Origin of the sequence: Curtobacterium sp. UNCCL20 (assembly GCF_900101675.1) — a bacterium.
Taxonomy (GTDB): Bacteria; Actinomycetota; Actinomycetes; order Actinomycetales; family Microbacteriaceae; genus Curtobacterium.
Genome location: NZ_FNKG01000001.1, coordinates 288,107 through 312,906 on the forward strand (window position 1 = coordinate 288,107; position 24,800 = coordinate 312,906).

Annotated in this window: 20 protein-coding genes; 6 read left to right on the forward strand and 14 right to left on the reverse strand. The window is 69.0% G+C overall.

The features are described from left to right. Window positions 1-66: 66 nt before the first annotated feature. The 5 genes from BLT36_RS19095 to BLT36_RS01415 form a co-directional block, all read right to left on the reverse strand. The gene (locus BLT36_RS19095) at window positions 67-525 is read right to left on the reverse strand and encodes a type II secretion system protein (RefSeq protein ID WP_092091259.1); all 459 of its coding nucleotides are present in this window, start codon (window positions 523-525) and stop codon (window positions 67-69) included. Between the two features lie 192 nt (window positions 526-717). Continuing rightward, the gene (locus BLT36_RS01400) at window positions 718-1,941 is read right to left on the reverse strand and encodes a type II secretion system F family protein (protein WP_092091261.1); all 1,224 of its coding nucleotides are present in this window, start codon (window positions 1,939-1,941) and stop codon (window positions 718-720) included. Next, on the reverse strand, window positions 1,941-3,623 hold the full coding sequence (locus BLT36_RS01405; RefSeq protein WP_092091263.1) for a type IV pilus twitching motility protein PilT: 1,683 nt from the start codon (window positions 3,621-3,623) through the stop codon (window positions 1,941-1,943). Before BLT36_RS01405 ends, BLT36_RS01400 begins: the two co-directional genes overlap by 1 nt. 16 nt (window positions 3,624-3,639) lie before the next feature. Continuing rightward, window positions 3,640-5,310 carry a GspE/PulE family protein gene (locus BLT36_RS01410; RefSeq protein WP_092091265.1) on the reverse strand — a complete coding sequence of 557 codons (1,671 nt, stop codon included), beginning with the start codon at window positions 5,308-5,310 and terminating at the stop codon, window positions 3,640-3,642. A 184-nt stretch (window positions 5,311-5,494) separates the two neighbouring features. Then, on the reverse strand, window positions 5,495-6,520 hold the full coding sequence (locus BLT36_RS01415) for a GNAT family N-acetyltransferase (RefSeq protein ID WP_139166309.1): 1,026 nt from the start codon (window positions 6,518-6,520) through the stop codon (window positions 5,495-5,497). A 128-nt stretch (window positions 6,521-6,648) separates the two neighbouring features. On the opposite strand from BLT36_RS01415, the gene BLT36_RS01420 reads away from it, so the two are divergent. After that, window positions 6,649-7,044: a VOC family protein gene (locus BLT36_RS01420; RefSeq protein WP_092091269.1), complete on the forward strand. Its 396-nt coding sequence runs from the start codon at window positions 6,649-6,651 to the stop codon at window positions 7,042-7,044. 3 nt (window positions 7,045-7,047) lie between these two features. On the opposite strand, the gene BLT36_RS01425 is transcribed toward BLT36_RS01420, so the two are convergent. Genes BLT36_RS01425 through BLT36_RS01435 form a run of 3 tightly spaced genes read right to left on the reverse strand, consistent with a single transcriptional unit; the run spans window position 7,048 to window position 8,926 of the window. Next, window positions 7,048-7,785, reverse strand: coding sequence for a hypothetical protein (locus BLT36_RS01425; protein ID WP_092091271.1), 738 nt, complete (start codon window positions 7,783-7,785; stop codon window positions 7,048-7,050). Next, window positions 7,782-8,675, reverse strand: coding sequence for an ABC transporter ATP-binding protein (locus BLT36_RS01430; RefSeq protein ID WP_092091273.1), 894 nt, complete (start codon window positions 8,673-8,675; stop codon window positions 7,782-7,784). The genes BLT36_RS01425 and BLT36_RS01430 overlap by 4 nt, the downstream gene beginning before the upstream one ends. Further along, on the reverse strand, window positions 8,672-8,926 hold the full coding sequence (locus BLT36_RS01435; RefSeq protein WP_139166310.1) for a hypothetical protein: 255 nt from the start codon (window positions 8,924-8,926) through the stop codon (window positions 8,672-8,674). The genes BLT36_RS01430 and BLT36_RS01435 overlap by 4 nt, the downstream gene beginning before the upstream one ends. A gap of 47 nt (window positions 8,927-8,973) precedes the next feature. On the opposite strand from BLT36_RS01435, the gene BLT36_RS18545 reads away from it, so the two are divergent. Then, the gene (locus BLT36_RS18545; RefSeq protein ID WP_092091277.1) at window positions 8,974-9,312 is read left to right on the forward strand and encodes a hypothetical protein; all 339 of its coding nucleotides are present in this window, start codon (window positions 8,974-8,976) and stop codon (window positions 9,310-9,312) included. 366 nt (window positions 9,313-9,678) lie between these two features. On the opposite strand, the gene rpoC is transcribed toward BLT36_RS18545, so the two are convergent. The 6 genes from rpoC to BLT36_RS01470 all read right to left on the reverse strand — a co-directional run bounded on the left by rpoC (window position 9,679) and on the right by BLT36_RS01470 (window position 20,899). Then, entirely contained in the window at window positions 9,679-13,560 is a 3,882-nt protein-coding gene (gene rpoC / locus BLT36_RS01445; protein WP_092091279.1) for a DNA-directed RNA polymerase subunit beta', read from the reverse strand. 42 nt (window positions 13,561-13,602) lie between these two features. Beyond that, on the reverse strand, window positions 13,603-17,091 hold the full coding sequence (rpoB, locus tag BLT36_RS01450; RefSeq protein ID WP_092091281.1) for a DNA-directed RNA polymerase subunit beta: 3,489 nt from the start codon (window positions 17,089-17,091) through the stop codon (window positions 13,603-13,605). Between the two features lie 487 nt (window positions 17,092-17,578). Continuing rightward, window positions 17,579-18,115: a hypothetical protein gene (locus tag BLT36_RS01455; protein WP_092091283.1), complete on the reverse strand. Its 537-nt coding sequence runs from the start codon at window positions 18,113-18,115 to the stop codon at window positions 17,579-17,581. Between the two features lie 380 nt (window positions 18,116-18,495). Further along, entirely contained in the window at window positions 18,496-19,146 is a 651-nt protein-coding gene (locus BLT36_RS01460) for a response regulator transcription factor (protein ID WP_092091285.1), read from the reverse strand. Beyond that, window positions 19,143-20,393: a histidine kinase gene (locus BLT36_RS01465; RefSeq protein ID WP_092091287.1), complete on the reverse strand. Its 1,251-nt coding sequence runs from the start codon at window positions 20,391-20,393 to the stop codon at window positions 19,143-19,145. Before BLT36_RS01465 ends, BLT36_RS01460 begins: the two co-directional genes overlap by 4 nt. Further along, the gene (locus BLT36_RS01470) at window positions 20,390-20,899 is read right to left on the reverse strand and encodes a hypothetical protein (protein WP_092091289.1); all 510 of its coding nucleotides are present in this window, start codon (window positions 20,897-20,899) and stop codon (window positions 20,390-20,392) included. Before BLT36_RS01470 ends, BLT36_RS01465 begins: the two co-directional genes overlap by 4 nt. A gap of 144 nt (window positions 20,900-21,043) precedes the next feature. On the opposite strand from BLT36_RS01470, the gene BLT36_RS01475 reads away from it, so the two are divergent. The 4 genes from BLT36_RS01475 (at window position 21,044) to BLT36_RS01490 (ending at window position 24,784) form a co-directional block, all read left to right on the forward strand. Beyond that, entirely contained in the window at window positions 21,044-21,886 is an 843-nt protein-coding gene (locus BLT36_RS01475; RefSeq protein ID WP_092091291.1) for a spermidine synthase, read from the forward strand. Between the two features lie 628 nt (window positions 21,887-22,514). Beyond that, complete coding sequence (locus BLT36_RS01480; RefSeq protein ID WP_092091293.1) at window positions 22,515-23,315, forward strand: DUF4064 domain-containing protein; 801 nt, start codon at window positions 22,515-22,517, stop codon at window positions 23,313-23,315. 123 nt (window positions 23,316-23,438) lie between these two features. Continuing rightward, a complete protein-coding gene (locus tag BLT36_RS01485) occupies window positions 23,439-24,281 on the forward strand; it encodes a hypothetical protein (protein WP_092091295.1) in 843 nt (280 codons plus the stop codon). Beyond that, on the forward strand, window positions 24,278-24,784 hold the full coding sequence (locus BLT36_RS01490) for a SprT-like domain-containing protein (protein WP_092091297.1): 507 nt from the start codon (window positions 24,278-24,280) through the stop codon (window positions 24,782-24,784). The genes BLT36_RS01485 and BLT36_RS01490 overlap by 4 nt, the downstream gene beginning before the upstream one ends. The last annotated feature ends 16 nt before the right edge of the window (window positions 24,785-24,800 follow it).

Below are 24,800 nucleotides of genomic sequence, written 5' to 3' on the forward strand. Positions count from 1 at the left end.
GCGGATAAGGGCGGTGCAACGACGGGCCGTGACGCACGTCACGGCCCGTCGTCTGAAGAAGCACTATTACGGGCAGGTGCCCTCGGTGACGCCGGCAGTGTCGGTCGCCTTGAAGTTCTTGGTCGTCGCGCTGGTCCCCTGGATGCAGAAAGTCGGCGCAGCCGTGGTGCCACCCGTGGTGTAGGCGATGGTGGTCGTGTTGCCGCTGAGGCTTGCACCGGCGCTCTTAAGGTCCGTCGTCAGAGCCGTAGCTCCGGTGCCGGTGCCGTAGGTACCAGAGACCGGAAGGGAACCAGTCGACGACTGGATCGCGACGACCGCGGTCTTGAAGTTCGACACGTCGGACTTCGCGCTGGAGTCCTTGGCGTTGTTCTGCACGCCGAGGTACACCGGGATGGCGATCGCGGCGAGGATGCCGATGATGATCACGACGACCAGGAGCTCGATGAGCGTGAAGCCCTTCTCCTTGTCCTCGAGGAGGCCCTTGCGGCGAGCGTCGAGCTTGCCCATGAGAGCGAAGTACATGGTGGTTTCCATTCTTCTGGGATGCAATGGGGATTGTGCCGGGGACTGCTCCGCCGCCGGTGACAAGCGTATTCAGAGCGTTTTCCGGGCATAATCCCGAGAACGGGGGTCAATCGGGGAGCGAAATACCCCCACTACCGGGGGTGGCATCTCAGAATTCGCCCCCGCTTGAGGGTCAGGAATAGCGCCGTGCTACTTGACGAGCGAGGAGATCTGGAAGATCGGCAGGTAGAGGGCGACGATCATGCCGCCCACCACGACGCCGAGGAACCCGATGAGGAGCGGCTCGATGAGGGATGTCAGGGCCTCGGTCGACGCCTCTACCTCATTGTCGTAGAAGACTGCGATCCGCTCGAGCATCAATTCCATCGAACCAGCGTCTTCGCCGACTGCAATCATTTGCGCGACCATGGTCGGGAATACATTTTCCCGCTCAAGCGGGGCGGCGATTGATTCACCTTTTCGAACCGATTCCGAAACACGCTGGAGTGCGCGCTCGACAACGATGTTGTTCGATACCTGTCCTGCGATCTGCAGCGCCTCGAGGATGGGCACACCGGCCCCGATCATGTTCGAGAGGTTCCGAGCGAACCGTGCCATGACGATCTTGCGGTTCAGCTGCCCGAATACGGGCAGTCGGAGCTTGAGTGGGTCGAGGGCGCCGCGGACTCGGTCGGTGTTCTTGTTCGCGCGCCACCAGAACCAGCCCACGACGATGGCGACTGCGAGCACTGGTCCGACGTAGACCATGGCGTGGGACAACCACACGAGCATCATCGTCGGCAGCGGAAGCTGCCCACCGAGGGACGCGAACATGTTCTGGAAGATCGGCACGATGAAGATGAGCATGATCACGACCGCGAGCAGTGACATGCACAGCACGACCACCGGGTACGTCATCGCCGACTTGATCGTCGACCGGAGCTTGTGCTCTTTCTCGAAGTTCGTCGCGATCGAGTCCATGGCCTGGTCGAGGAAGCCGCCGGTCTCCCCCGCCCGGATCATGTTGATCATGATCGGCGGGAAGTCCACCGGGTACTTCGCCACGGCGTCCGAGAACGAGACGCCACGTTCGACGTCGTCTCGGACCTTCCCGAGGATGTCCTTGAGCTTCTTGTTGTCGGTCTGGTCGGCGAGGATCGACAGTGCCCGGAGCAGGGAGAGCCCGGACGACAGCATCGTGGAGGCCTGCCGCGCCATGATCGCCAGGTCCTTGAGGCCGACGCCCTTCTCGAACCCGGGGATCTTGATCTCGGTCTGCAGCCCGGTGCCGGCCTTGGCCTCGGTGATGGCGATCGGCGAGACGCCCATCCCGCGGAGTCGCTGGACGACGGCACCTTCGGAGGACGCGTCGAGCCGTCCCTTGACGAGCTTGCCGGCGCCGTCGCGGCCGCGGTAGTCGTAGGCGAGGGACATCAGTGGCCTCCTGAGTACTTGTCGCCGAAGTCGATCTCGGAGGCGGCGATGGCGGCGGCGGAGGAGTCGGACGGGGACTCCACACGCTGGACGAGCCGGTCGAAGCCCTCGAGGTCGTGCACCTTCTCCATCGCGGCCTTCCGCGTGATGGTGCCGACGTTGACGAGTTCGGCGAGGTCCTGGTCCATCGTGTGCATGCCCATGTCACGCCCGGCCTGCATGGCGGAGGTGATCTGGTAGGTCTTGCCCTCGCGCACGAGGTTCCCGATGGCCGGGGTGGTCTTCATGATCTCGGTGGCGACGACGCGGCCGGCACCGTTGGCCTTCGGCACGAGGGTCTGGCAGACGACGCCCTCGAGCGTGGAGGCGAGCTGCGTCCGGATCTGTCCCTGCTGGTGCGGCGGGAAGACGTCGATGACACGGTCGATGGTGCCGGGTGCGCTCTGCGTGTGCAGCGTCGCGAACACGAGGTGGCCGGTCTCGGCGGCGGTGAGGGCGACGGAGATGGTCTCGAGGTCGCGGAGCTCACCGATGAGGATGACGTCGGGGTCCTGGCGCAGCACGTGCTTGAGTGCGGCGGCGAAGGAGTGCGTGTCGGCACCCACCTCGCGCTGGTTGATGATCGCCTTCTTGTGGTCGTGCATGAACTCGATCGGGTCCTCGACGGTGACGATGTGGTCGGCACGGGTCTCGTTGACGAGGTCGATGAGGGCGGCGAGGGTGGTCGACTTGCCGGAGCCGGTGGGGCCGGTGACGAGGACGAGCCCGCGGGGGAGCTTGGCGAACTCGCCGACGTGGTCGGGGATGCCGAGCTGCTTCAGCGTCTTGATCTTCGTGGGGATGATGCGGAACGCCGCTCCCCAGTTGCCGCGCTGCTGGTAGTAGTTCACGCGGAAGCGGTACTCGGGCGACAGCGAGTACGCGAAGTCGAGTTCCTGCTCGTGGTCGAACTGACCGGCCTGTTCGACGCTCAGCAGGGTCTTCAGCGCGGCGATGACCTTGTTGCGGGCCCAGGGGCCACCGGGCACGGCGGGACGCAGGGACCCGTCGACGCGCACGGTCGGGGCGGCGTCGGCGGTGAGGTGGAGGTCGGAGGCACCCTGGTAGACCACCTGCGCGAGCGCGGTGATGAGGTCGGGGTCGGCAACCTCACGCGCGTGGCGCGTGAAGTTGATCTCGGACTGGCCGTCGGGTGCGGGCGCGTACGTGGGGGCGTGGACGGCCTGGAGGCTCGTGGTCGGTTCCGCGGGCACGACCGGCAGGTGCTGGGTCGCGGCGTCGGCGTACCCGTAGGACGCGGTCGACGGCGGGACGGCTGCGGGCGGCGTCGCGGGCGCGGTGTGCGGCTGCGCGACGGGCACGGCGACCGGGTCCCCGGAGGGCGCGGGCCAGCTGCCGGTGGACTGCGACGCGGGCCAGCCGCTGGCCGGCTGCGCCGCGGCCGGAGCCGGAGCCGCGGCCGGGGCCGGCCATGCGGCGGTCCCAGTCGACAGGTCGTGGACGGGAGCCGACGTGTGCGGGGTGAACCGCGCCTCCGGGTGGGGCGATGTGGGTTGCTGCGCAGCGGCGGCCGCGAGGCGTGCCGCGCGGCGGCCACCGACCTCGTTGCCGGGCCGACCCGGGTGCCATCCGGCGACGGGCTCGTCGCCCTCGGCGGAGATGTCGTAGACGGAGTCAGTCATCGTTCCACTCCCACGCCTACGCGACCACGCGCAGGATCTCGTCGATGCTCGTCAGGCCGAGCTTGACCTTCTCCCACCCGTCCTGACGGAGGGTGAGCATGCCCTGTTCCTGCGCGACGCGGCTGATCTCGGCGCTCGAGGCGCGGGCGACGGCGAGCCGCTCGATCTCCTCGGACACGGTCATGACCTCGTGCAGGGCGATGCGGCCGCGGTAGCCGGTGTTCGAGCAGACCGCGCAGCCGATCGGGGCGAAGAACTCCGGGACGTCGCTGCCGGCACCGTCGATGAACCCGAGAGCGGCGAGCTGCGACGGCTCGTAGACGGCGGGCGCCTTGCACCGGTCGCAGAGCCGTCGGGCGAGACGCTGGGCGACCACCGAGTCGAGCGCGGACCCGACCAGGAACGGTTCGATGTCCATCTCGGTCAGACGCGTGATCGCCGAGGGGGCGTCGTTGGTGTGCAGGGTCGAGAGCACCAGGTGGCCGGTGAGCGACGCCTCGATCGCGATCTGGGCGGTCTCGTGGTCGCGGATCTCACCGAGCAGGACGACGTCGGGGTCCGAGCGCAGGATCGACCGCAGCGCCGAGGCGAACGTCAGCCCGGCCTTCGGGTTGACCTGCACCTGGTTGATGCCGGCCATGCGGTACTCGACCGGGTCCTCGACCGTGATGACGTTGATCTCGGGCTTCGCGACCGCGTTGAGGGTCGTGTACAGCGTCGTCGACTTGCCGGAGCCGGTCGGTCCGGTGACGAGGATCATGCCGTACGGCTTCGAGTAGGAGCGCTGGTACGCCTGGAAGTTCTGCTCGAGCAGGTTGAGGTCCTTGAGGGACATCGACGTGTTCGTGTTGTCGAGGATCCGCATGACGACCTTCTCGCCCCACACGGTGGGCAGGGTCGCGACACGGAGGTCGATCTGGCGACCGCCGTGGCGGACGGACATGCGGCCGTCCTGCGGCTTCCGACGCTCGGCGATGTCGATGTCGCTCATGATCTTGAGGCGACTGATGACGCCGTTCTGGATGTTCTTCGGCGCCGGGGCCATCTCGTGCAGCACGCCGTCGATGCGGTAGCGGACACGGACCTCGTGCTCGCCCGGCTCGATGTGGATGTCGGACGCGTGGTCCTGGATGGCCTGCGAGACGAGCAGGTTCACGAACCGCACGATCGGGACGTCGTCGAGCGATCCCTCGGTCAGGTCGACCTGCTGCTGCGCCTGCGACGACGCCTCTTCCTCGAGCGAGGACGTGAGGTCGTTGAGCTCGTCATCGGCGCGCAGGTACCGGTCGAACGCGGACGCGAGGTCTCGCTCCTCGACCTGCAGCGGCTTCACGGACCGGCCGGAGGCGGTGCGCGCGTCGTCGATCGCGAGGACGTTCGTGGGGTTCACCATCGCGAGCACGAGGGTCTCGCCCTCGAACCCGATGCCGAGCACGCCGTGCCGTCGGCAGAGTGCGGCGGGCAGCATCGAGACCGCGGTGCCGTCCACCGGGTAGTCGGTGAGCGGGACGGTCTTGGAGTTGTGCGACGCGGCGCGAGCAGTGATGTACTGCGCCTCGCTGACGATGCCCTGGTCGACGAGCGATCGGATCGAACGATCGTCGATCTCCTCGTCGCCGGTCATCGAGTCGAGGTGCTCGATCGGCAGGGCTCCGTTGAGGATGAGGATCTCGGACAGCGTGGCCATGTGCCCCGGAGCCTCCTTCGGGTTGCGCGCGGGTCGTCGGGACGAGCGCCGCAGGGATTCGACGCCCGACCACGCTACGTCCGAGCCCTTTTGCCACCGCAGTCCCACAACGAGGGGGCGAGGGGGTCTCCGGTGCCCCCAGTGCAGGGGTACCCGTCGGTATCGGCGTGCCCGCGGTCCCTCGTCAGAGGGGCGTCGACGCGGTGACGTGCACCTCGCCGGCGACGAACCCGAGCCGCTCGTAGATTCGGCCCGCACCGCTCGGGTTCTCGGCGTCCACGTGGAGCACCGCGGCGGACAGCCCCTCGCCTCGGATGGCCTGCAGCGCGGCGTCGGTGACGATCGGTGCGAGGCCGAGGCCGCGTGCAGCACGGACGACGCCGACCCAGTGCACGTACGCGTACGACCGGCCACGGGCGGCGAACCCGTCCGTGTCGACCTCGACGATGGCGAACGCCGCGATGTCCCCGTCCGGCCCGAGCACGACCCGGGAGAGGTCCAAACGGCTCTTCGTCGCGGTGAGGAACCCCCGCCAGTCCGACTCGACCATGGGCTGCGATCCCCAGTGGTCGCGGAAGGCGTCGTTCTTGGCCGTGCGGAGCGGCTCGATGTCGCCGGAGGTCGCCGGGCGCACGGAGAAACCGTCGGGCAGGGGCGGCAGGGCCGGGTCGCCACGCTCATCCCCGAACACCACCTGCATGTCGATCCAGTTCCGCGTCGGCGCCATCCCGAAGTGCGCCGCGAGCCGCAGCGTCGGGGATCCCTCGGGGGCACCGACCTCGATGGTGGCCGGCACGTCGAGGTCGAGCGTCGCCAGGCGCTGCCGCGCGCGTCCGACCTGCCACGCCATGATCCGGCGCCCGATCCCCTGCCCACGGAGATCGGGGTGCACCGCTCCGTCGAGGACCACCCGGGCGGCGGTGACCCGGGAGGGGACGTCGATGACGATGCCGTAGGCCTGCACATGTCCCTCAGCATCCAGCCCGACGACGGTGTCCCGGGCGACGTCGAGCCCTTCGGTGGACAACGTCCGCTCGAAGTCCGCTGTGGAGGGACGACCGTGCGGGTCGTCCACCGCCGCCGAGGCCACCGCAACCCCGTGCACGGCGTCGAGGTCGTCGCGGGACGCCGCCCGGAACGTCAACCCGCCGACCGCCGTCGGCAGCTCGAGGTGGGCCGGTGCAGTGATCCGTTCGCGCAGCGTCGCCATCGGACCAGCCTGCCAGACCGCACCGACGCGACGGACACCCGGCCACCTCGACTGCCCGGTCGCGCCGGACAGCGCGGCCCGCGCGGAAACCCCTCGACGTGCGGGCACCACCCGGGACATGATGAGTCATGGACATCACGAGCGTGACCGTGGGGCTGCCCGTCACCGACATCGAGGCGTCCTGCCTCTGGTACGGCGCGGTGTTCGAACGCACCGAACCGGACCTCGAGCCCGACGACGGCATCGCCGAGTACGAGGTCGGCGGCATCTGGATCCAGCTCTACGAGGACGAGAACGCCGAGGAGAACCCGGTCAGCGTCCGCTTCGGCGTCGACGACGTCGCCGCCCAGCACGCCCGCATCGGCGCCCTCGGCATCGACATCGGCCCGGTCGAGTGCGTCGACGGAGCCGTCGACTGGTTCGACGTCCGCGACCCCGACGGCAACGTCCTCAGCCTCTTCTCGCTCGTCGACGAGACCGGCCGCGGTTCCGGCCGCGACAACGGCGCGGACCGCGCGGTCTGATCCTCATCGGGGTTCCGCACGCATCTGTCGGAACCACCCGAGCACCACTGGCACCGCGGTCCAGATCGTGAAGGACGTGAGCGCGGGACCGAGACCCACGGATTCTTCCTGCGGCACCGTCCAGTTCCAGTTGGGCGATGCCAACCACCCCGCGAACCCGTACGGGTTTGCCCACTCGAGCACCGTGGGAGCGAACGCAAGACCGATCGTGAGGAGCAGTGGAGCGAACACCGCCACGACGATCGCCGGTGCAGTCCGGAGGACGAGGCCGCCGACCGCCATCGCAGTGAGTGCGGAAGCCACGGTCGTCGCCGCCATCGCCCCGAACTGTCGCACGGTCTCGGCAGTGAAGACCGAGCTGGCAGAATCCGGACGGAGCATCACGAACACCAGCGCGCCGATGAGATGGATCGCGATGAGCGATCCGACCGTGAGGCAGAGCACGGCCAGGTAACGGGCCACCAGGACGCGCGGTCGAGATGTCGTCAGCACGAAAGTGGTGAGCGCCGCGCGCGTCGTCCAGTCGGCGGTGAAGGCCATCACCGCCAGGAGGCCGGCCAGGAAAGGGAGCCCGATCGAGACCCCGGACACGAAGTGGTCGAACGTGCCTGATGTTCCGCCGGGTACGACGAGGCTGAGCACGAGCCCGCCAGCGATGGCGATCCCGAATGCCCACTGCGGTCCCCGCGTGTCCACCGCTCGCCGGAGTTCGGTGATGGTCTGCCGAGTGAGGGGAGTCATCGCGGGCTCACCCCTGCGAACTCGTGGTCGGTGACCTCGGCCAGGAACTCATCGAGACAGTTGTCGTCGGGACGCAGCTCGGTGAGCGGAATCCCGTGTTCCATCGCGAGACGCCCGACTTCGGGCGCGGAGAGGTCTACCCGGTAGCGCCCCTGAGCCGGGACGACCCTGTGGCCGGCTCGGACCAGTACCGTCCTCAATCGCTCGTCGTTCGACGCGACCGTGGTCCGGGTCCCGCGGACGTCGGCGATCGACGTGTCCGCGACGATCCTCCCTCGCGAGATCGCGACCAGGCGGTCCGCTGTCCGCTCGACCGCGGCGATGTGGTGCGTCGAGATCAACACAGTGCCGCCGTCATCCGCGAACCGACGGAGAAGGCGGTCCAGCCACACGATGCCGTTCGGGTCGAGCCCGTTCGACGGCTCGTCGAGCACCAGCGCCTTGGGGCGCCCGAGGAGGGCGTGCGCGATGCCGAGGCGCTGACGCATACCGAGGGAAAGCTGCCCGACGCGGCGATGCGCGACGCTGTTCAGTCCCACGAGTTCGGCACAGGCGTCCGCACGCTGCTTCGGCTCGCCGATCGTGAACGCACTCAATCGAAGCGTTTCTCGGACCGTGCGACCCGGGTGGAAAGCGGAAGCGTCGAGGAGCACGCCCACCAGCCGTGCCGGCTCGCGCACGGACAGGAGCGACCGTTCGTTGACCAACGCTCCCCCGTGATCAGCGCGCGTGATGCCCGTCAAGATGCGGAGCGCCGTCGACTTACCCGCGCCGTTCGGGCCGCAGAACGCCGTGATGTTTCCCGGCGGGCAGGTGAACGACACATCAGAGAGGACCTGTGTTCGGCCGTACCGTTTCTCGACTCCGCGGAGGGAGAGTTCGACAGTCACCTCATCGTCCAGTTCAGGATCAGCGCGACGGCGATGACCCCGAGCACGACGAGGAAGGCCGCTGGTGCGCGCCCGTTCTCGCGATCGATCATGCCGGCAAGCGTGCTGAGCGTCACAGCCGCGGCGCCTGCCCCGACCGCGAGCGGGCCGTCGAGGACCACCGCCGCCGGCGCCCACAAGGACACGATCACGGCGACGACCGCGATCAGATCCGCAATCCGTCTGCGCCACCCGGCGCTCGTTCGCTCCATGGTCCACTCCTCGGAGAAGCGGGGAGGCGACACACTGCCGCCTCCCCGTGCGTCAGTTGAAGAACTTCCAGATCTCCTGCGCAGTCAACAGCGCGCTGACCAGGTTCACTGTTGCCTTGATCGCGGGCCAGACGTTCGCTTTGAACGAGGCAAGCGACTTCTTGGCTCCGTCCACCACCTTCTTCCACAGCGCGGGCACCTTCTTCAGTGCGTTGATCGCGGTCCGGATCAGTGCCGCCCAGCTCCGCGTCTCAACCCGACCAGTGGCAGGCGAAGTGGTCGAACTCGGCCCGCTCGTCCGGGAGGACGCGATCCCTTGGGTGTCATTCGGCGCTGCTGTGCTCGATCGCGCCGGAGCCGCCCCTGCGAGCGATGTCGACGTCTGAGCCGTCGGGATCGCCGCCTGAGCCGAGACTCCCGTTCCGAGGACCGACCCCGCGGTGAGGCACGCCACGAGGACGGTAGCCGCCGTCCAGCTTCGCTGCTTACACTTCGTCATGATTGCTCCTAGGCGATCTTCGGGCGTCGGACCGGGCCAGGTCCGACGCCCCTTTTCGATGGAGTGCCAACATATCACGTGTGTACGGACGGTTCTGTGTCTGTTCATCGGACGGGAGGCGCGTGGCGGCCCCGCCCCGTGCCTCCAGGCCGTCACCGCTTGCGTCTCGTGCACGCGACCCGCGTCGCGAACCCGGAACGCAGAACGGCCCCCGCATCCGAGGATGCGGGGGCCGTTCGTGGTCAACTCAGGCTCAGTTGTAGGTACCCGGCGTGAAGTCGTCCGACGAGAAGCTGTCGAAGTCGACGAAGCTCAGGTCGGCGTCCGAGAACGACGAGTCGTCAGCGAAGATGCGGTTGGGGTACCGCTCCGCCTTCGCCTCTTCCGTCGCGTTCACGTCCACGTCACGGTACCGGCTGAGGCCCGTCCCGGCAGGGATGAGCTTACCGATGATGACGTTCTCCTTGAGGCCGACGAGGTGGTCCTGCTTGCCCTCCATGGCCGCCTGCGTCAGGACGCGGGTGGTCTCCTGGAAGGACGCGGCGGACAGCCACGACTCGGTCGCGAGGGACGCCTTGGTGATGCCCATGACCTCCTGGCGAGCGGAAGCGGTCTTGCGACCCTCCTGCAGCGCCGCACGGTTGAGCATGTTGTACCGCGAACGGTCGACGAGCTCACCCGGGAGCAGGTCGGTGTCGCCGTGGTCGACGACGGTGACCTTGCGGAGCATCTGACGCACGATGACCTCGATGTGCTTGTCGTGGATCGGCACGCCCTGCGAGCCGTACACGTCCTGCACACCGTTGACGAGGTGCTTCTGGACCTCACGGACACCCTTGACGCGAAGGACTTCCTTCGGGTCGACGGTGCCGGCGATGAACTGCTCGCCGAGCTCGACGTGCTGGCCGTCCTCGATGAGGAGGGTCGCACGCTTGAGCACCGGGTAGATGAACGGCTCGTCGCCGTTGTCCGGCGTGAGGATGATGCGACGACCCTTGTCGGTGTCCTCGATCGTGGCGCGGCCGGGGGCCTCGGCGATCGGGGACGCGCCCTTCGGGGTACGCGCCTCGAACAGCTCGGTGACACGCGGCAGACCCTGGGTGATGTCGTCAGCCGAAGCCGAACCACCCGTGTGGAAGGTACGCATCGTCAGCTGGGTACCGGGCTCACCGATGGACTGGGCGGCGATGATACCGACCGCCTCGCCGATGTCGACGAGGTTGCCCGTGGCGAGCGAACGGCCGTAGCACTTCGCGCAGACACCGATGGCCGACTCGCAGGTCAGGACCGAGCGCACCTTGATGCTCTCGACACCGGCAGCGAGCAGCTTGTCGATCAGCACGTCACCGACGTCCTCGCGGGCCTCGGCGACGACCGTGCCCTTCGCGTCCACGGCCTCGGTGGCCAGGGTGCGGGAGTACACGGTGTTCTCGACGCGCGGGTCGCGGACCAGCTTGCCGTCGGCGCCCACGGTCGCGATCGGGAGCTCGAGGCCCCGGCTCGTGCCGCAGTCGTCCTCGCGGATGATGACGTCCTGGGAGACGTCGACGAGACGACGGGTCAGGTAGCCCGAGTCAGCCGTACGGAGCGCCGTGTCGGCCAGACCCTTACGAGCACCGTGCGTGGCGATGAAGTACTCCGCCACGGTCAGGCCCTCGCGGTACGAGTTGATGATCGGGCGGGCGATGATCTCACCCTTCGGGTTGTTCACCAGACCACGCATACCGGCGATGTTGCGCACCTGCAGCCAGTTACCACGAGCACCCGACGACACCATGCGGTTGATGGTGTTGTCGACCGGGAAGTTGTCGCGCATCTCCTGCGCGATCTCGTTCGTGGCCTCGGTCCAGATCTTGATCAGGTCGGCGCGACGTTCCGCGTCGGTGATCAGACCCTTGTCGAACTCGCCCTGCACCTTGGCGGCCTGGATCTCGTAGCCCGCGATGATCTCCTTCTTGCGAGGAGGCGTCACGACGTCGGAGAGCGCGACGGTCACACCGGAGCGCGTGCCCCAGTAGAAGCCGGCGTCCTTGATCCGGTCCAGCGCAGCGGCCGTCTCGGTCTTGGAGTACCGCTCAGCGAGGTCGTTGACGATCGCGGAGAGCACGCCCTTGTCGGTCACCTTCTGGACGAACGGGTAGTTCGCCGGGAGGGTCTCGTTGAAGAGCGCACGGCCGAGGGTCGTCTCGAGCAGGACCGGCTCGCCCTGCACGTAGCCCTCAGGAGCCTCGCCCTCGGCGAACCACACGTCGGACATGCGGATCTTGACGAGCGCGTTCAGGTGCAGCGTGTTCTGGTCCTTCGCGAGGATGGCCTCGGCGACGGAGGAGAACGCACGACCCTCACCCACGGCGCCCTCGCGGACGGTCGTGAGGTGGTGCAGACCGATGATCATGTCCTGTGCGGGCAGGGTCACCGGGCGGCCGTCGGACGGCTTCAGGATGTTGTTCGAGGCGAGCATCAGGATGCGGGCCTCGGCCTGGGCCTCGACCGACAGCGGCAGGTGCACGGCCATCTGGTCACCGTCGAAGTCCGCGTTGAACGCAGCACACACGAGCGGGTGGAGCTGGATGGCCTTGCCCTCGACGAGCTGCGGCTCGAACGCCTGGATGCCCAGACGGTGCAGCGTCGGCGCACGGTTCAGCAGCACGGGGCGCTCGCGGATGATCTCCTCGAGCACGTCCCACACCTGCGGACGTGAACGCTCGACCATGCGCTTGGCCGACTTGATGTTCTGCGCGTGCGACAGGTCGATCAGGCGCTTGATCACGAACGGCTTGAAGAGCTCCAGCGCCATCTGCTTGGGCAGACCGCACTGGTGCAGCTTCAGCTGCGGGCCGACGATGATGACCGAACGGCCCGAGTAGTCGACGCGCTTGCCGAGCAGGTTCTGGCGGAAACGACCCTGCTTGCCCTTGAGCATGTCGCTCAGGGACTTCAGGGCACGGTTGCCGGTACCCGTGACCGGACGACCACGACGACCGTTGTCGAAGAGGGCGTCCACGGCCTCCTGCAGCATGCGCTTCTCGTTGTTCACGATGATCTCGGGGGCACCGAGGTCGAGCAGGCGGCGGAGACGGTTGTTGCGGTTGATCACACGACGGTAGAGGTCGTTGAGGTCCGACGTGGCGAAACGGCCACCGTCGAGCTGCACCATCGGACGGAGCTCCGGCGGGATGACCGGCACGACGTCGAGCACCATCGCTGCCGGCGAGTTGCCGGTGGCGAGGAAGGAGCTGACGACGCGCAGACGCTTGATCGCGCGGATCTTCTTCTGGCCCTTGCCCTCGGCGATCTGCAGGCGCAGCGCCTCGGCCTCGGCGGCCAGGTCGAACGCCTCGAGCCGCAGCTTGATCGCCTCGGCGCCCATGTAGGCGTCGAAGTAGATCCCGAAGCGGTCCTGGAGCTCGTGGAAGACGGCGTCCTCGGGCTTGAGGTCGCCCACCTTGAGGTTGCGGAAGTCCTCCCACACACGCTCGAGACGGGTGATGTCCTCGTCGAACGACTTGCGGACCTGGGACATCTCCTTCTCGGCGGTGTCCTTGGTACGGCGCTTGACGTCGGCCTTGGCGCCCTCTTCCTCGAGCGCTGCGAGGTCGTCCTCGAGCTTCTTGAGGCGGTCGGCGATGATCGAGTCGCGCTGACCCTCGAGGTTCTTGATCTCGAGGCGCATCTCGTTCTCGAGACCCGGCATGTCCGCGTGGCGGCCCTCTTCATCGATGTCGATGATCATGTACGCCGCGAAGTAGATGACCTTCTCGAGGTCCTTCGGCGCCATGTCGAGGAGGTAGCCGAGACGCGACGGCACACCCTTGAAGTACCAGATGTGCGTGACGGGCGCGGCGAGCTCGATGTGGCCCATGCGCTCACGGCGGACCGAGGACTTGGTGACCTCGACGCCGCAGCGCTCGCAGACGATGCCCTTGAACCGGACACGCTTGTACTTCCCGCAGGCGCACTCCCAGTCGCGGGACGGACCGAAGATCTGCTCGCCGAACAGACCGTCCTTCTCGGGCTTGAGGGTGCGGTAGTTGATGGTCTCCGGCTTCTTGACCTCGCCGTACGACCACTGGCGGATGTCCTCGGCCGTGGCGAGACCGATCCGCAGTGCGTCAAATGAAGTTGCTTCGAGCAATGTTCTTCTCTCTAGCTGGATTCGTTACGAGTACGGGCGGGATCAGATGTCGTCGACGGACGACGACTCGAACCGCGAGGAGATGTTGATGCCGAGCTCTTCAGCGGCACGGAAGACCTCGTCGTCCGTGTCGCGGAGGCTGACCGCCTGGCCGTCGGCCGAGAGGACCTCGACGTTCAGGCAGAGCGACTGCATCTCCTTCATGAGGACCTTGAACGACTCCGGGATACCCGGCTCCTGGATGTTCTCGCCCTTGACGATCGCCTCGTAGACCTTCACGCGGCCGAGGATGTCGTCGGACTTGATCGTCAGGAGCTCCTGGAGGGCATAGGCGGCGCCGTACGCCTCGAGCGCCCACACCTCCATCTCACCGAAGCGCTGTCCACCGAACTGCGCCTTACCACCCAGCGGCTGCTGCGTGATCATCGAGTACGGACCGGTCGAACGAGCGTGGATCTTGTCGTCGACCAGGTGGTGCAGCTTGAGGATGTACATGTAGCCGACCGACACGGGCTCCGGGAACGGCTCGCCGGAGCGGCCGTCGAAGAGCTGCGCCTTGCCGGACGAACCGATCAGACGCTCGCCGTCGCGGTTCGGGAGGGTGGAGTCGAGGAGGCCCTCGATCTCACGCTCGTACGCACCGTCGAACACCGGGGTCGCGACCTTCGTGCCCGGGGCCGCGCTGTGCGCGGCTTCCGGCAGCGCCGAAGCCCACTCCTGGATGCCCTCGACGTTCCAGCCCTGCTTCGCGAGCCACCCGAGGTGGATCTCGAGGACCTGGCCGAAGTTCATGCGGCCGGGGACGCCGAGCGGGTTGAGCACGATGTCGACCGGGGTACCGTCCGCCAGGAACGGCATGTCCTCGACCGGCAGGATCGTCGAGATGACGCCCTTGTTGCCGTGACGACCGGCGAGCTTGTCACCCGCGGTGATCTTGCGCTTCTGGGCGATGTAGACGACCACGCGCTGGTTGACGCCCGAGCCGAGCTCGTCGTCACCGTCCTGCGAGTCGAACACCTTGACGCCGATGATCGTGCCCTCTTCACCGTGGGGCACCTTGAGCGAGGTGTCGCGGACTTCGCGCGACTTCTCGTTGAAGATGGCACGGAGGAGGCGCTCCTCGGCGGAGAGCTCGGTCTCGCCCTTCGGCGTGACCTTGCCGACCAGGATGTCGCCGGGGCGGACCTCGGCACCGATCCGGATGATGCCGCGCTCGTCGAGGTCGGCCAGGAGGTCCGGGCTGACGTTCGGAAGGTCGCGGGTGATCTCTTCCTTGCCGAGCTTGGTGTCGCGGGCGTCGACCTCGTACTCCTCGATGTGGATCGAGGAGAGCGTGTCGTCCTTCACGAGGTTCTGCGACAGGATCATCGCGTCCTCGTAGTTGTAGCCCTCCCACGGCATGAACGCGACGAGGAGGTTCTTGCCGAGCGCGAGCTCGCCGTTCTCCGTCGCGGGGCCGTCGGCGATGACCTCGCCCTGCTCCACACGCTCGCCGGCCGAGACGACCACGCGGTGGTTGTAGCTCGTGCCCTGGTTGGAGCGGTCGAACTTGCGCAGGTAGAAGGTCTGCGTGCCACCCTCGTCGAGCTGCAGGGTCACGGCGTCGGCCGAGACCTCGGAGACGACGCCGGCCTTGTCGGCGGTGACGACGTCACCGGCGTCGATGGCGGTGTAGCCCTCCATGCCGGTGCCGACGAGCGGCGACTCGGAGCGGAGGAGCGGCACGGCCTGGCGCTGCATGTTCGCACCCATGAGGGCGCGGTTCGCGTCGTCGTGCTCGAGGAACGGGATGAGCGAGGTCGCGACCGACACCATCTGGCGCGGCGAGACGTCCATGTAGTCGACCTCGTCCTTGCCGACGAGCTCGACCTCGCCGCCCTTCTTCCGCACGAGGACCTTGTCGTCCTGGAAGTGGAAGGAGTCGGTGAGGGGCGCGTTGGCCTGGGCGACGACGAACTCGTCTTCCTCCGAAGCCGTGAGGTAGTCGATGGTCGTGGTGACCTGACCGTTCACGACGCGGCGGTACGGCGTCTCGATGAAGCCGAAGGAGTTGATCCGACCGAACGACGCGAGCGAGCCGATCAGGCCGATGTTCGGGCCTTCCGGGGTCTCGATCGGGCACATGCGGCCGTAGTGCGACGGGTGGACGTCACGGACCTCGACGCCGGCACGCTCACGGGACAGACCACCCGGGCCGAGGGCCGACAGGCGACGCTTGTGCGTCAGACCCGCGAGCGGGTTGTTCTGGTCCATGAACTGCGACAGCTGGGACGTCCCGAAGAACTCCTTGATCGCAGCGACGACCGGACGCACGTTGATGAGCGTCTGCGGGGTGATCGCTTCGATGTCCTGCGTGGTCATGCGCTCGCGGACGACGCGCTCCATGCGGGACAGACCCGTGCGGACCTGGTTCTGGATGAGCTCGCCGACGGCGCGGATGCGACGGTTGCCGAAGTGGTCGATGTCGTCCACGTCGAGGCGGAGCTGCACCGGCTGGCCGTCACGGACACCGTCGAGCGTCGTCTTCTCGGCGTGCAGCGAGACGAGGTACTTGATCGTGCGGACGATGTCCTGCACGGTCAGGACCGAGTCGCTGAGCGGCGCGTCGATGCCGAGCTTGCGGTTGACCTTGTAGCGGCCGACCTTCGCGAGGTCGTAGCGCTTCGGGTTGAAGTAGAAGTTGTCGAGGAGCGCACGCGCGGCCTCGGCAGCGACCTGCTCGCCCGGACGGAGCTTCCGGTAGATGTCCTTGAGCGCCTCTTCCTTGGTGAGGATGGCGTCCTTCTCGAGCGTCGACTCGATCGAGGCGAAGCCCTGGAACTCCTCCGTGATCTCTTCGCTCGTCATGCCGAGCGCCTTGAGGAAGACCGTGACCGACTGCTTGCGCTTGCGGTCGATGCGCACGCCCACCTGGTCGCGCTTGTCGATCTCGAACTCGAGCCACGCACCGCGCGACGGGATCACACGAGCGGAGTAGATGTCCTTGTCGGACGTCTTCTCCTGCTGACGCTCGAAGTACACGCCCGGCGAGCGGACGAGCTGCGAGACGACGACACGCTCGGTGCCGTTGATGATGAACGTGCCGCGCTCGGTCATGAGCGGGAAGTCGCCCATGAAGACGGTCTGCGTCTTGATCTCACCGGTCATGTGGTTCATGAACTCGGCGTTGACGTAGAGCGGGGCAGCGTAGGTCTTGCCACGCTCCTTGCACTCGTCGATGGAGTACTTCGGGTCCTCGAGCTCGGGCGACGTGAAGCCGAGCTGCATGGTCTCGCCGAGGTCCTCGATCGGGGAGATCTCCTCGAAGATCTCCTCGAGGCCGGAGTGCAGTGCGAGGTCGGTGCGACCCTGCTCCTGGCCTTCGGCGAGGCGGGCCTTCCAGACGTCGTTGCCGACGAGCCAGTCGAAGCTCTCCGTCTGGAGTGCGAGCAGATCAGGAACCGTGAGGGTGTCCGTGATCTTGGCGAACGAGAGTCGCGAGTGGTTGCGACCGTTCTTGGGGTTGGTGGATGCGTTGGGCGCAGCAGCCAAGGGTGTGACCTCCGGTAGGCCCCGTCGGGCCGGTACTGACGAGCAGCACGTAGGTGAGTGGATTGATCGCTCGGCGCACCCCATGAAGACACGCGATCACGCGACGGCTGGTGGGCTGTGCACGTGTGCGATGATCTGGGTGAGCGGGTCCCGCCGACATATACGGGACCGGCACCACCGGGGCACGTTCAGGACGCGTTCTGATGAACGAGTCGGGGTGAACGCTGCGTCGACCGCAATATGACGACACTGATGCCAGGGAGCGCGAACTGTCATCATAGGTCGCGTTCGCGGGCCCTGTCCAGTCCTGGCTTGACCGGATTCGGCACTGGCGTGTATAAGCCCGTGGACAGACCCAGTATTCCCGGGCGGCGGGCCACCGCCCGGGCGGCGGGCCACACCGCGGGCGGCGGGCCACACCGCGGGCGGCGGGCCACACCGCGGGCGGCGGCCCGCAGCCCGGGCCGCGGGCCACAGCGCGGGCGGGTCAGCGCAGCGCGCGGAACGCCGCCTCCGGCCGCCTCGTCCGGACGAAGGTCACGCGCCCGCGGTCGTCGGTGAACTCGATCCCGAGCCCCGGCGTGAGGATCAGGGCGCGCACCCCCCGGCGGAGCCGCAGGCCGACCCCGCCGTAGGTCGACGCGTCCGCCTCGACGAGGCGCGCGTCGGTGATCCGTCGGCGTGCGATGTGCCGCGCGGGCAACGGCCGGAAGTGCAGGACGACGTCCGTGTCGGTCACGGTGAAACCGGACCGTGCGACGAGGAGCAGGAACCCGGCGACGACCGCGACGATCCCGGGGACGATGAGCGCCATCTCCGGTGCCTCACCGGGCCAGGCGAGGACCGCCGCGGTCAGCCCGAGTCCACCGACGAGCAGCACGGCACCCACGACGCGCATCCACGTCGGTGCGTACTCGCGCTCGTCGTGGACCGGCGCGGTGACGGTGCGCGACGTCCTCGGCACGGCGACCGAGTGGGTTGACGGTGCGAGGCGGGCGGTGGGGATGCTCATGGTGTCGGACATGGGTTCGGGCTCCTGCGGATCGTGGTCCGTCGCGCTGCGTCAGTGTTCGACGTGACGCACGCAGTGTTCTCCAGGCCGTCGCGAGGGGCGGCTCACGGGCGGAGCGCGCGAGAGCAGGACGGCCCGGGGCACTCCGACGGCGTGCCGGATGGTCCGGCAGTGGGGGTCACCGGAGGGCACGCCGTGGTCACGACGGGGTGCGGAACCGCGAGGTGTGGGGCACTGCGCGGATCGACGCACCGAGGTGACGACGGCGTGAACGATAGGCGACGACCCTTGACGTCCGCTGGCCGTTCATGTGTACGCATTCACCTGCAGCCGATGAGACGGCTGGGAGCACGGGGCGAGCGGCTGGGCGCACCAGGCGGGCAGCGGGCCGCTCAGCGCAGGACGAGCGCCACGGCCTCCGCACGGGAGCGCACGCCGAGCTTCGTGAAGACCTGGTTCACGTACGACTTCACGGTCGGCACGGTCAGGAAGAGCTCGGCCGCGATCTCCGGGTTCGACCGTCCCTCGGCGATGCGCTCGAGGACGTCCGCTTCGCGCGGGGTCAGCGCCGGGAAGCGTGAACGGACGCCCGAGGGTGGTGCGGCAACGGGCTCGCTGCCCCCGCCCCCTGCCAGCTGCGCGACGAGCCGCGCCCCGACCGTCGCGTCGAACGTCGACTGCCCCGAGGCCACGGCCCGGATCGCCGTCGCGATCTCCGACCGTCCGGCGTCCTTGGTCAGGTAGCCACGAGCACCTGCCCGCAGGGCGCTCACGATGGACTCGTCGTCCGCGAAGGTGGTCAGCACGAGCACGGCGACCTCCGGGTGCGCCGCCGTGATCCGCGCGGTGGCCGTCGGTCCGTCGACCTCCGGCATCCGGAGGTCCATGAGCACCACGTCCGGCACGTCGCGCTCGACAGCGGCGATCGCCTCGGCGCCGTCGGACGCCTCGCCGACGACCTCGAGGTCGGGCATCAGCGACAGCACGGTGACGAGACCGTCGCGCACGATGGCCTGGTCGTCGACCACGAGCACTCGGATCACGGCCGCGCCCCGTCCGGGTCCGTGGGGGCGTCCACGGTGACGTCGGCAGCGTCCCCGACCGGCAGGTGCATGGCGACGACGAACTCGTCGTCGGACCGCTCCGCTTCGACCGTGGCACCGCTGCCGAGCTCCGCGAAACGCTCGCGCATCCCGAGCAGCCCGTGCCCGCCGCCGGCCAGCGGGTTCGCGACGACGACGTCCACGGCGTCGCCGTCCCGGATGACGGACAGGGACACGGGGCGGCCCGGAGCGTGCCTGCGGGCGTTGCTCAGTGCCTCCCGGACGACCTGGACCACAGCGGCCCGGTGGGCCGCATCGAGGACGGTCAACGTCGTGTCCCCCTGCGTCACGATCTCGCCGCCGAACGACCGGTGCGCGTCGACGAGGGCCGTCAGGCCCGTCCCGTCGTCCGCAACCGGCCGGGAGGAACGGATCCCCTGGTCGGGATCCGTCACGCCGGGGCGCGTGGCCGGCTCCGGATCGCCGTCGGGTCCGGTGTCCTCGCGGAGCGCGTGCACCGCACGCCGCGCCTCGGCCAGCCCGTCCGCGGCGAGGGCCCTGGCCTCGCCCGCACGTGTCGTGGCGTCCTCGACACGACCGGCCTCGAGGAGGGCCTCCACCGCGTCCAGCTGCAGCACCAGCCCGCCGAGGGAGTGCGCCAGGACGTCGTGGATGTCCCGCGCCGCCCGGGACCGGTCGGCGAGGAGCTCGGCCCGCTGCTGCTCCCGCTCGGCCTCGCGCGAGCGGTCCGCCGCGACGCGGAACTGCCGGCGGCTGAAGCCGATGAGGACCCCGAGGAGCAGCCCGCCGCTCGTGCCGAGGACGAACTGGACGGACGTGCCGTCGATCGAGGCCGAGACGGCGATGACGACGATCGTTGCCAGCGCCGTGACGGCAGCCGTCCACACCGGGAGCCGCAGGTTCGCACCGAGCAGGACGAGTCCGACGATGACGGGGACGATCATCAGCGAGTCGGTCGGCACCACCGTCACCGAGCCCGCGGCGATCATGACGACGCCGGCGACGACGAGCAGGCGGGGCGAACGGCCGAACTCCCGGAGGGCCCACGCGGCGAGCGCCACCGCCCCGACCACCCAGACCCAGGCCGCCGGCTGGATCGCCAGGCCGTTCCGGACGAACCAGAACCCGACGATGACGATGCCGAGCGCGTTCAGACCCCACGCGGCACCGGAACGCGACCGGCCTCCGGGGAGGTCGGTCGGGTCCTGGCCGGTCAGCAGGGTCACCGGACCATCATGCCGCGGGACCGGCTGTCGTCGCGGGGGATGCGCTGGTCGATGACGAGCGCCCGGGCCGCCCGGTTCAGCGCGAGGACGAGCAGGATCGTGCCGGTCGAGGTGAGGAGGTGCGCGCCGAGGTGGCCGCCGAGGACGTCGAGGCCGACGCGGACCACGATGAGGACGATCCACAGCGCGGCACCGAGCCCGCCGGTGCGCGACTGCATGGTGCGGCCCTTGCTGTCCGGCGTGCCGACGGTGCGGAAGCGGGTGATCCGTCCCATGGTCAGGCCGACACCGACGGTGATGAGGGCCTCGACGGCGAGGAACACGACGTCGGTGGTGGTGACGGTGGCCTTCGTCTGGGCGAGCACGACCACACCGACGACGCCCATGACGAGCGGGGTGCGCCAGATCCGGGTCGGGTCGAGGTACTGCCAGGTCGTCTGGCGGTACGCGAGGAACGCGACGAGGGCGAGCCCGATGATGACGTTCGCGACGAGCTGGACCGACATGGTGTACGCCTTTCGAGAGGTCCGGCGGGCTGCTCCCGACCGGTGACACCAGCCTCGTTCGCGGGCGTCGGCGGCCACACCAACCAGGGGTGGGGACGCGGGTGGTGATCGCCGGGGTCCCACCGGTGGTGTTCCATTGGGGGCATGGCTGATGCGTTCGACGGGTTCCGGATCGGTGCGGGGTACGCGGTCGTCGAGCCGGACCGGCACCGCCCGGGGTCGTTCACGCTCGTGGTCGACGGGACGCCGCAGTCGCACGTCGACCTCGAGGACCCGACGCACCTCGCCTTCGAGTACATCCGGCGGATCGGGCACGCCATCGACCTGCTGCCCGAGGGGCCGATCACGGCGCTGCACCTCGGCGCCGGCGCCCTCACGCTCCCCCGCTACGTCGCGGTGACCCGGCCGGGCTCCCGGCAGCAGGTGATCGAGCTCGAGCGGGACCTCGTCGACCAGGTGCGCGAGGTGCTGCCCTTCCCCCGCGGCGCGTCGATCCGGGTGCGGTACGGGGACGCGCGGGAGGTCCTCGGGAAGCTGCCCGCCGGTCTGCGCGGCACGGTCGACCTCGCCGTGGTGGACGTGTTCGGCGGCTCGCAGATCCCGGCGCACGTGACGAGCGTCGAGTTCTACCGCGAGGTCGCGGAGTTCCTGTCGCCGGCCGGAGTCGTCGCGGTGAACGTCGCGGACGGCGCCGGGCTGGCCTTCGCCCGGGGCCAGGCGTCCACCCTGCAGGCGGTGCTGCCGTCGGTGGTGGCGGTGGCGGACACCGGGATGCTGAAGGGCCGACGGTTCGGGAACATCGTGCTGCTCGGGTCACCGACGGACCTGCCCGTGGCGGAGATGCCGCGGCGGTACTCATCCGACCCGATGCCGGCGAAGGTCGTGCACGGGGCCGAGCTGCGGGCGTTCATCGCCGGGGCGCCGATCGTGACCGACCAGACGGCGGTGGCGTCGCCGGAGCCGAACCGGAGCGTGTTCGGGGGCTGAGGGCCGGCGCGGGGTGCGGGCTGGCGGTCGGCGCGGGCGGCGCGCGGGCGGCGCGGGCGATCGCGGGTGCCGACCCCGAACGACATCCCCGCAGTCGTACGACATCGACGCCGTCGCAACCCCGCGCGCGCAACAGTTGCGGACGCGCAACAGCGACAAGACCGCTGTCGTACGACATCGGTCGTGTCGACTGTTGCAGACGCAACCGCCCGACGGCCTGGAGGCGCGTGCCGGCGCTGTCCCGCGCCTCCAGGCCGACAGACCGTCACGCCCACCGACGCGAGACGACGATGCCGCTGTCGTACGACTGCGACGGTGTCGCAACCCCGCGCGCGCAACGGTTGCGGACGCGCAGCAGCGACATGACCGCTGTCGTACGACTGCGACGGTGTCGCAACCCCGCGCGCGCAACGGTTGCGGACGCGCAGCAGCGACATGACCGCTGTCGTACGACTGCGACGGTGTCGCAACCCCGCGTGCGCAACGAACGCCACCGCACCCGCCGATCGACTCGTGGGACGTCTGAACATGCTCACGCGGCGAGCGCGTTGTCGGGCACAGCGGAGGCCCGGCTGCCAGGATGGGCTGAACGACCGTGCAGCCGCGCGACCGAGCGATGGGAATCCTGATGACGAACGACGACCGGAGCAACGAGGACCGGACGGGCGACGGCCAGGCACCGAGCTGGGGCGACGCCCCGCAGCAGCCCGCTCCCGCCGCCGACGAGCCGCGGTACGGCGAGCGGGTCGATCCGACGCCGGACTCCGCCCCGCAGTACGGCGAGCAGGCCCCTCGCTACGGCGAGCACGCGCCGCAGACCGGCGAGCAGCAGCAGTACGGGCAGAACCAGTACGGGCAGAACCAGTACGGCGAACAGAACCAGTACGGGCAGAACCAGTACGGGCAGCAGCAGGGAACGCCCTCGTGGGGCGACCAGCAGCAGCACCAGGCGCACCAGCCGTACGCTGCTGCCTCCGCTCCGGCGAGTGCCGGTGCCCCCGCGTGGCAGGGCTACGAGGAACCGAAGCGCAAGAAGAAGACCGTCGGCGTGGTGGCGTTCGTCGTCGGCCTCCTCTCCCTCGTGCTCGGGGTGATCGGTGGATACATCATCGGCTCCGCCCTCGCCAACAGTGGCGCGCTGAACGACCTGGTGCAGGGCGGAAGCACCACGATCACGCCGGAGCAAGCGCAGGGTCAGATCCTCAATGACCCCGCGGTGCAGTCTCAGTTCTACGGTGGGGCAGCCGTGGTCGGTATCGCAGCCATCCTGGGTTTGTGGGCGCTCGTCCAGGGCATCATCGCCGCCGTCCTCAAGCGAGGCCGGGGCTGGGGCGTGTTCGCGATCATCCTCGCCGTCGTCGCGACGCTCGCCACGTTCGGCACCTACGTCGGCGTCGCCGCAGCGAGCGCCATGGGCGGCGCTTCCTGAGTTCCCCGGAACGGCCCGTCGTGCACCCCGCACGGCGGGCCGTTCCGCGTTCTCGGTACGACGCGCGCCCCCCGTGCGCGTGGCACCGCTCGCTCACGGCGCAGCGCGGTTACGCTCGACCCGATGTCCCTCCCGCCCGACGACCGCCAGCAGCCCGACCGCATCGACCGCGCCCGGGAACCGCGCCATGCGGCCCCGGTGACGGCCGGCGTCAGCCCGGGCAGCACCTTCGCTCCCATCAGCCTGCGCCCCGCGGTCGACGCCGACGCGATCCAGCAGCGTCTGCGCGACCTCGGCCAGAGCCGCAGCACCGATGCCCTCGCGGAACGCGCCGAGCTCCTCCGGTTGCTCGGTCGGCTCGACGAGTCCCTGGTCATCGCGGAGGAGGTCTTCCGTCTGACGATGTTCACCGGTGAACGGGCGGACAAGGTCGCCGCCCGCATCCGCCGTGCGCACGTGCTGCACGACCTCGGCCGGTACGAGCGCGCGGCGACGGAGTCGGCGCTCGCTCGGGACACCGCACGGACCGAGGAGTGGCCGGAGCTCGAGGGCGCCGCCGCCGAACTCGAGGGGTGGTCGTTGTTCGAGCTCGCCCGCTACGAAGAGGCCCGGTCGGCGCTGTCCCGCGCCTACCAGGCCTTCCGGAAGGCGGGGGCCCCGTCGGAGCGGACGGAAGCGCTCCGTACCGCGGTCGAGGCCGCCCTCCGTGCCTCGGTGGCGCACCCGAAGACCGACGAGGACCGTCCGCGCACGGCCCGGGAGATCGCTGCCCGCCGCGCCGACGAGGACGAGCCGAAGACCCGCGTCGCCGAGCCGGTGAAGCAGGTGCCGCCGATCCGCCGACGGGTGCTCGGTGCGCCCGACGCTGCGCGCACCGAGGCCGACGACCTCTGGGGCCGCATCGCCACGCGCGCGGCGCAGAAGGGCCAGGCGGCACGCGACGAACCGGACGACGACCTGCAGTGACGTCGCTCGAAGCGGTCCGGACCCGCGCCGAGCAGCTCATGACCGCCCACCTCGGCGGCAGGGGCTGGTCGTTCGCCTTCGACCACGCGAAGACCCGTGCCGGGCAGTGCGACTTCGCCCGCAAGCGCATCACGGTGAGCCGGCACCTGGCCGTCCGGTTCTCCGAGGACGACGTCGACCAGGTGCTCCTGCACGAGATCGCGCACGCACTCGCCGGCTCCCGCGCTGCCCACGGTCCCACGTGGCGACGGACGGCCGCGGCGCTCGGGTACACCGGTTCGCGGCTCTACGACGGCCCGGTGGCGAGCGAGCTGGCGCCGTGGGTCGGCTCGTGCCCGGCGGGCCACGAGCACTTCCGCTACCGGACGCCGACCCGTCCGCTCGCCTGTGCGCGGTGCTCGAGGCGCTTCGACGCGCGGAACGTCATCACGTGGAACCGACGGCACGAGCAGGACCCTCGGGCTACCGCACGAACGGGCGACCACGCGGAGGCGCGCCGGTAACCCGTTAGCCTGGGCG

What these genes read in the sequence shown, in the direction of transcription:
- BLT36_RS01425 (WP_092091271.1), bottom strand. Translation starts at nt 7,785, where the DNA reads ATGACTCCCCTCACTCGGCAGACCATCACCGAACTCCGGCGAGCGGTG.
- BLT36_RS01470 (WP_092091289.1), bottom strand. Translation starts at nt 20,899, where the DNA reads ATGTCGGTCCAGCTCGTCGCGAACGTCATCATCGGGCTCGCCCTCGTC.
- BLT36_RS01420 (WP_092091269.1), top strand. Translation starts at nt 6,649, where the DNA reads ATGGACATCACGAGCGTGACCGTGGGGCTGCCCGTCACCGACATCGAG.
- BLT36_RS01435 (WP_139166310.1), bottom strand. Translation starts at nt 8,926, where the DNA reads ATGGAGCGAACGAGCGCCGGGTGGCGCAGACGGATTGCGGATCTGATC.
- BLT36_RS01410 (WP_092091265.1), bottom strand. Translation starts at nt 5,310, where the DNA reads ATGGCCACGCTGTCCGAGATCCTCATCCTCAACGGAGCCCTGCCGATC.
- BLT36_RS01415 (WP_139166309.1), bottom strand. Translation starts at nt 6,520, where the DNA reads ATGGCGACGCTGCGCGAACGGATCACTGCACCGGCCCACCTCGAGCTG.
- BLT36_RS01405 (WP_092091263.1), bottom strand. Translation starts at nt 3,623, where the DNA reads ATGACTGACTCCGTCTACGACATCTCCGCCGAGGGCGACGAGCCCGTC.
- BLT36_RS01480 (WP_092091293.1), top strand. Translation starts at nt 22,515, where the DNA reads ATGACGAACGACGACCGGAGCAACGAGGACCGGACGGGCGACGGCCAG.
- BLT36_RS19095 (WP_092091259.1), bottom strand. Translation starts at nt 525, where the DNA reads ATGTACTTCGCTCTCATGGGCAAGCTCGACGCTCGCCGCAAGGGCCTC.
- BLT36_RS01475 (WP_092091291.1), top strand. Translation starts at nt 21,044, where the DNA reads ATGGCTGATGCGTTCGACGGGTTCCGGATCGGTGCGGGGTACGCGGTC.
- BLT36_RS01485 (WP_092091295.1), top strand. Translation starts at nt 23,439, where the DNA reads ATGTCCCTCCCGCCCGACGACCGCCAGCAGCCCGACCGCATCGACCGC.
- BLT36_RS01400 (WP_092091261.1), bottom strand. Translation starts at nt 1,941, where the DNA reads ATGTCCCTCGCCTACGACTACCGCGGCCGCGACGGCGCCGGCAAGCTC.
- BLT36_RS01455 (WP_092091283.1), bottom strand. Translation starts at nt 18,115, where the DNA reads ATGTCCGACACCATGAGCATCCCCACCGCCCGCCTCGCACCGTCAACC.